General features: G+C 68.0%; 5 protein-coding genes. 3 read left to right on the forward strand and 2 right to left on the reverse strand.

Going from position 1 to position 5,872, the window contains the following annotated elements; translation table 11 throughout:
* Window positions 1-119: 119 nt before the first annotated feature.
* The 3 genes from AC27VN_RS30430 (at window position 120) to mnmA (ending at window position 4,007) form a co-directional block, all read left to right on the forward strand.
* Window positions 120-1,793: an FxLYD domain-containing protein gene (locus AC27VN_RS30430; RefSeq protein WP_490878969.1), complete on the forward strand. Its 1,674-nt coding sequence runs from the start codon at window positions 120-122 to the stop codon at window positions 1,791-1,793.
* A gap of 44 nt (window positions 1,794-1,837) precedes the next feature.
* A complete protein-coding gene (locus tag AC27VN_RS30435) occupies window positions 1,838-2,830 on the forward strand; it encodes an LLM class flavin-dependent oxidoreductase (RefSeq protein ID WP_398500120.1) in 993 nt (330 codons plus the stop codon).
* Between the two features lie 64 nt (window positions 2,831-2,894).
* A complete protein-coding gene (gene mnmA / locus AC27VN_RS30440; RefSeq protein ID WP_490878970.1) occupies window positions 2,895-4,007 on the forward strand; it encodes a tRNA 2-thiouridine(34) synthase MnmA in 1,113 nt (370 codons plus the stop codon).
* Window positions 4,008-4,013: 6 nt separating this feature from the next.
* Here mnmA and AC27VN_RS30445 read toward each other — a convergent pair whose 3' ends face one another.
* Together AC27VN_RS30445 and AC27VN_RS30450 are read right to left on the reverse strand one after the other, a co-directional pair.
* Window positions 4,014-4,496 carry an NUDIX hydrolase gene (locus AC27VN_RS30445; RefSeq protein WP_490878971.1) on the reverse strand — a complete coding sequence of 161 codons (483 nt, stop codon included), beginning with the start codon at window positions 4,494-4,496 and terminating at the stop codon, window positions 4,014-4,016.
* A 191-nt stretch (window positions 4,497-4,687) separates the two neighbouring features.
* The gene (locus AC27VN_RS30450) at window positions 4,688-5,416 is read right to left on the reverse strand and encodes a response regulator transcription factor (RefSeq protein ID WP_093350467.1); all 729 of its coding nucleotides are present in this window, start codon (window positions 5,414-5,416) and stop codon (window positions 4,688-4,690) included.
* Window positions 5,417-5,872: the final 456 nt, after the last annotated feature.

The raw sequence follows: 5,872 nt of genomic DNA on the forward strand, positions 1-5,872 counted from the left end.
CTGCAGGGCGTGCGCGAAGTGAGTGCGGGCGACATCGACGGCCTGCGCACCGCACTGCGCGAAGCGATCGATAGCACGGGCCGCTTCAACGAACACGATAACAACGACCAGCGCTTTCCATGACCATCGATCTCCAGACGCTCAAGTGCGGCGAATGCGGCAGCAGCGTGCTCAAGCGCACCGGCCTCAACGAATTCACCTGCCAGCACTGCGGCTCCGTCACGCTGGTGGAGGACGACATCTCCGACCGCCTCGACCGCGTGCTCGACCAGGTCAAGGATGCGGCCGCGCGCCGCCTCGCCGACGAGCAGGCGGCGCGGCAGAAGGTGGCGATGCGCACCGCGGGCTTCGCGGTCGCGGCCGTGTTCGGCATCACGTTGCTCGTGATGGTGGTGCAGATGTTCACGCGCAAGGACGCGCCCGACGGCGGCCGCCGCGCCTCGGTCGCCTCGGTGGTCGACCGCAACATCCCCATCGACGGCCTCAAGCTCGGCGAGCCGCGCCAGGTGCTGGTGGGCAGCGGCAGTTCGGCGCGGCCCAAGCTGCTGGTGGTGGCGCGCAACGAGACCGGCAAGCCGCTCGAGCGCGCCAGCGTCAAGGCCGCCTTCTACGACGGCGAGACACGGCTCGAGGAACGCAGCGAGTCGCTGCCGATCTCGGTGCTCGAGCCCGGCGAGAGCGCGCCGCTGCTGTTCGATCTGCCGAGCGGCAAGAACGTCACGCGTCAGGAGCTGCAGGTGCAGCGCCTCTCGGCGCCCTACCGTTCGGCCGACGGCCCGCGGCTTGCGTTCTCGCGCCTGCGGCTGGTGCAGCAGGGCGACCGCGTGCGGCTGGTGGGGCGCGTGGTCAACGAGCGCAAGGACGCGGCGATCGGCGGCGTCGAGGCGCTCGCCACGCTCTACGACGATGCCGGCAATGTGATCGGCTTCGGCCGCGGCTATGCGCAGGGCAACGACATCGCGCCCGGCGCGCGCAGCGCGATCGACGTCGACATCGCGCGCTTCGGCCGCGCCGCGCAGGTCGCGGCCTGGGACTACCGCATCGCTTACAGCACCATCGAGGCCGGCGGCTCGCGCACCGCGGTGCGCGGTGCCGACCGCGTGATCCGCACCGTGGGCGCGCCCGAGGTCTTCCATGCCGACCTGCGCCTGAGCACCGAGGACCTGCTGGCCGACGACAGCGAGCGCTTCGACGCCAAGGAGCTCGAACTGCTGCCGCTGGTGGCCGGCCGCAGCAACATCCAGCGACCGCTGTTCCTGACCGAACTCGTGAACCGCAGCAAGGACACGGTGGTGATCGCGCCCGGCGGCGTGATCTCGCGCTTCGGCGGCAGCAAGGCCGACGGCGCCACCGCCATCCAGGGCCTGGCCTACCTCTACCCGGGCGAGCGCTTTCCGATCCTGCTGGAGCCGCGCGATGTCGACCGCATCACCCAGACCCGCGTCGAATGGAAGCCGATGCGCCGCGCGGCGCTGCCCGGTCCGCGCACGCCGCTCGAGGTGCAGGTGACAGGCACCAAGGCCGAGACCGGCAGCGTGCTGCTCAACTTCAGCCAGCGCTTCCTCTACAAGAGCGTGCAGGTCACGGGCAAGGTGAGCAATCCGGGCACGACCATCGTCGGCAAGGTGCGGCTGTGGGTGAGCCTGCGCGACCGCGACGGGCAGCTCAGCGGCTTCAAGCTGGTCGACAACCTGCCGGCCATCGCGCCCGGCGAGAGCGTGCCGTTCCAGGTCAACGTGGAGCAGAACGGCCGCGACTTCGCGAGCGTCGGCACGCTATACCAAACCGAATAGCCCCGCAGCCAGCGTTTGCGGGCGCTTCGCGCCATGATCGGCGGATGACCGATTTCTCGATCCTCGACCTCTCCCCGATCGTCGAAGGCAGCGATGCCGCGCAGTCCTTTCGCAACTCGCTGTCGTTGGCGCAGCACGGCGAAAAGCTCGGCTACCGCCGCTACTGGCTCGCCGAGCACCACGGCATGCCGGGCATTGCCAGCGCAGCCACCGCGGTGCTGCTGTCGCACGTGGGCGCGGGCACCTCGACGATCCGCATCGGCGCCGGCGGCGTGATGCTGCCCAACCATTCGCCGCTGGTCATCGCCGAGCAGTTCGGCACCCTCGAATCGCTCTACCCGGGCCGCATCGACCTGGGCCTGGGCCGCGCCCCCGGCTCCGACCAGCGCACCGCGCGCGCATTGCGCCGCAACCTCGAATCGGACGCCGACCAGTTCCCGCAGGACGTGATCGAGCTGATGGACTTCATGTCGAAGAACCCGCAGCAGGCGGTGCGCGCCGTGCCGGGCGCGGGGCTCGAGGTGCCGGTGTGGATCCTCGGCTCGAGCACCTTCGGCGCGCAGCTGGCCGCGCACCTGGGCCTGCCCTACGCCTTCGCCTCGCACTTCGCGCCGCAGCAGATGATGCAGGCGATCCAGATCTACCGCGAGACCTTCAAGCCCTCGGCGCAGCTCGCCAAGCCCTACGTGATGCTGGGCTTCAACGTGTTCGCGGCCGACACCGACGCCGAGGCCGAATTCCGCGCCACCTCGTGGCAGCAGGCCTTCGTCAACCTGCGCAGCGGCCGGCCCGGCCGGCTGCCGCCGCCGGTCGAGGGTTACCGGCAGAAGGTCGGCCCAGCCGAGAACGCGCTGCTCGATTCGGTGCTGTCGTGCTCGGCCGTGGGCTCGCCCGACACCGTGCGCGCGGGCGTCGAGGCCTTCATCGAGCGCACCGGCGCCGACGAGCTGATGATCACCTCGCAGGTCTTCGACCACGCCTCGCGGCTGCGCTCCTACGAGCTGCTGGCCCGCATCCGGGACAGCCTGCGCGCCTGAGAGGCGCTCCCCGATTTCCCCCACGCCGACCCCGCCTCGCCGGGGCTGGGACAATGTCGCCCCTATGGCAAAGCAACGGATCGTGGTCGGGCTGAGCGGCGGTGTGGATTCCGCGGTGACCGCGCACCTGCTCAAGCAGCAGGGGCACGAGGTGGTCGGCATCTTCATGAAGAACTGGGAAGACGACGACGACAGCGAGTACTGCTCGTCGAACATCGACTTCGTGGATGCCGCTAGCGTGGCCGACGTGCTGGGCATCGAGATCGAGCACGTGAACTTCGCGGCCGACTACAAGGACCGCGTGTTCGCCGAGTTCCTGCGCGAGTACAAGGCCGGCCGCACGCCCAATCCCGATGTGCTGTGCAATGCCGAGATCAAGTTCAAGGCCTTCCTCGACCATGCGATGCGGCTGGGCGCCGAGAAGATCGCCACCGGCCACTATGCGCGCGTGCGGCTAAACGAGGCCACGGGCCGGCACGAGCTGCTCAAGGGGCTCGATCCCTCGAAGGACCAGAGCTATTTCCTGCACCGCCTGAACCAGGCACAGCTGTCGAAGACGCTGTTCCCGGTCGGCGAGCTGCACAAGACCGAGGTGCGCCGCATCGCCGAGGAGATCGGCCTGCCGAACGCGAAGAAGAAGGACTCGACCGGCATCTGCTTCATCGGCGAGCGGCCGTTCCGCGAGTTCTTGAACCGCTACATCTCGAAGGAACCGGGCCCGATCAAGGACGACCGCGGCCGCAAGCTCGGCGAGCACCAGGGCCTGAGCTTCTACACGCTGGGCCAGCGCCAGGGGCTGGGCATCGGCGGCGTGAAGGAAAAGGGCGCGCAGCGCGGCGCGGGCGACCACTCGCCGTGGTTCGTGGCGCGCAAGGACGTCGAGAACAACACGCTGTGGGTGGTGCAGGGCCACGACCATCCCTGGCTGCTGTCGACCTCGCTGCGCGCCGACGACGCGAGCTGGGTGGCGGGCGAGCCGCCGGTGCCGGGCGCCTATGGGGCCAAGTCGCGCTATCGGCAGGCCGACGCGGCCTGCGAGATGGTGGAGGGCGATGACGCACCGCGCAACGATGCCTTCGCATTGCGCTTCGGCGAGACGCAATGGGCGGTGACGCCGGGCCAGTCGGCGGTGCTCTACGACGGCGAGCGTTGCCTCGGCGGCGGCGTGATCATCTGAGCCTGCTCAGCGCGGCTCTTGCCGCACCGAATCGTCGACATGGATCAGGTCCAGCGGATGCCGCTGGCCGGCCAGGTGGTCTTCCACGCACTGCAGCAGCAGCGGGCTGCGATGCCGCGCCACGCTGGCGCGGATCTCGTCGGCCGTCATCCAGAGCGTGCGCACGATGCCGGTGTCGAGCGCCCGGCCCGCTTCGCGTTCGCCGAGCTCGCCGCTGAAGGCGAAGCGCATGTAGGTCACGTCGGGGTCGTCGGCCGAGCGTGCGAGGTAGATGCCGATCAGCGCGGTCGGCGTGAAGGCATGGGCCGTTTCCTCGAGCGCCTCGCGTGCGCAGCCCTCGGCGGGCGATTCACCGGGATCGAGGTGGCCTGCCGGGGTGTTGAGGCGAAGGCCCTGATCGGTGTGCTCCTCGACCAGCAGGAAGCGGCCTTCGCGTTCGATCACCGCGGCGACGGTGACGTTGGGTTTCCAGCGGACGGTGGTGTTCATGGGGACGGCTTTCTTCGGCGGTCGCGCGGGGCCCGGGCCATGGCCGGCACGCCGCCGCGCGAATCATCCCCGTATTGGACGCCAAGCCGAAGGCGATGGATGGCCGCGAGAACCCGGTGGCTGCGTTTGCCTCCCCCAAGAGTGCAGCGCCGGGTGGTTGGGTGGTCCGCCGCGGCGGACCACCGAAGCGCTCAGGGGCTGCTGCGCAGCTCGGGCCCGCGAGAGCCGAGCTGGCCGGCCTCGACCGTTTCGAGCCGGTAGCCGAGCCCGTAGATCGCCAGCAGCAGGAAGCCGTTGGACGGCCGCAGGTCGAGCTTGGTGCGCAGGCGAGAGATATGGGTGTCGAGCGAGCGCGAGAGCGCCTCGACGCCCAGGCCCCACACTGCTTCGTGCAGGTGCTCGCGCGACAGCAGGCGGCCGAGGTTCTGGAACAGGAACAGCGCCAGTTCGTACTCGCGGTTCTTGAGCTCGACCGGCATGCCGCGCACCTTGAGCGTTCGCGAGGGCGGATAGAAGTGGTAGGGGCCGAAGACCAGCTCGGTCTCGTGCTGCGCGGGGTACGAGCGCCGCAGCAGGGCGTTGACGCGCGCCTCGAGCTCGGTGGCCTGGATCGGCTTGCTCATGAAGTCGTCGGCCCCCGCATTGAGCCCGGCGACCATGTCGGCGTCGTCGCGCCGCGCGGTGATGAACAGCACGGGCAGGCGGCTCTTCAGGTCGTGGCGGATCGTCTTCACCACGTCGAGGCCGCGGATGTCGGGCAGATGCCAGTCGAGAAGCAGCAGATCGAAGGTCTGTCGTCGCATCGAATGCAACAGCGACTTTCCATCTGCGTACTCATGGCACTCGTGCCCGAGCGACGCCATGGTCTGATGAATCAGTTTTCTCTGATGGGCCTCGTGGTCGAGGACAGCAATGCGCATTTTTATTACCCCCTTACTTCCTCCCATGGGCCGCCTCTGTGTACGACTCCAAGTGAGGCGAAGTGTATCTATCTGCGTCTAAGGTAAGTAATCTGCCCTGCAACTAATGCACATGAAGCGATCTTTTAAATGGATTCATCGAAGAATGATTACAAACACGCACAACTTTGTCCTTTAGATGACACGAAGTGCGTGCAGGCGTCGCGGCGTTGTTTTTGCGCTGCATGGTGGGACGCCGCCCCGGCGCTGCCTGAGACCGGTTTCCTTACAGCGCACCAGAGGGAGCACCGCCGATCCATCACTAATAAGCTATCAAATGGATAGCTAGATTTTCAGCAGCCACGGACGTTGGAGCATGGATACTTCGCCCCTTGCGCGACAGATCGGGCCGAATGTCTTGCTGTAAGCTTCGCCCGCATTTCGCGCTGCACCTTGCCCTGAGGAGAACTCTATGCT

It is taken from the genome of Variovorax sp. 20P10.2.4, assembly GCF_058244205.1.